At 77.4% G+C, this 708-nt stretch carries 2 protein-coding genes; one reads left to right on the forward strand and one right to left on the reverse strand.

The features are described from left to right. On the forward strand, positions 1-159 hold a 159-nt coding region (locus DKL51_RS08860), incomplete at its 5' end, for an SEC-C metal-binding domain-containing protein (protein ID WP_148097754.1). A 176-nt stretch (positions 160-335) separates the two neighbouring features. Here DKL51_RS08860 and DKL51_RS08865 read toward each other — a convergent pair. Beyond that, on the reverse strand, positions 336-708 hold a 373-nt coding region (locus tag DKL51_RS08865), incomplete at its 5' end, for an Rv3235 family protein (protein ID WP_260428435.1).

The following is a 708-nucleotide window of genomic DNA, read 5'->3' on the forward strand; positions in this document are numbered from 1 at the left end:
GCCGGGATGAGCGGCCAGGCCGTGGCGGCGGGCACCGCTCGCCGGGCGGCGCCGGGTCGGGTGGACGCCGCCGGTGACAGCCCCTCCCGCAACGCGCCCTGCCCGTGCGGCTCCGGGCGCAAGTACAAGCGCTGCCACGGCGCCCCGAACAACGCCTGACCAGCCCCTTCCGTCAGGTCCACGGGCCCCGGCCGTTCTCGGCCGGGGCCCGTCCACGTCCGCGGCCTCTGCCGCCCGGCGGCGGGTGATCAACTTCGTGCCGGCGATATGGCGGGCTATCGGCCACCGGGATACCGCCACATCGCCGACCCGGATTGCCGACCGGGCGGGCCGGGTCAGAGGACCTGCAGGGTGGTGCAGAACCAGCTGCCCCGGCGGTGTTCCAGCCGCAGCGCCATCGCCCAACTGCTGCCGGCCGGCCCGGCGACCACGACGGCCGCCTCCACCGCCCCGGTACGCGGCTCACAGACGCGCAGCCGGCGTAGCTGAACGCTCGGCCGGGTGGACCGGCGGCGTACCGGGCCGACGCGCTGGGCGGCACGGGTCAGCTCCGCTGCCACCCCGCTGGCGGCGGCCGGGTCACTCAGCGGTCGGAGCTGCCCCGGCGGCCGGTAGCCGTTGAGGATCTCCAGGAACGTGCGGACGAACCGGTGCGCCGCCCGGGTCGCCTCGGGGGTGGCGGTGGCCAGGGCGGCAGGCGGCGGGCAG

Source organism: Micromonospora globispora, from assembly GCF_003857015.1.
Classification (GTDB): Bacteria; Actinomycetota; Actinomycetes; order Mycobacteriales; family Micromonosporaceae; genus Micromonospora; species Micromonospora globispora.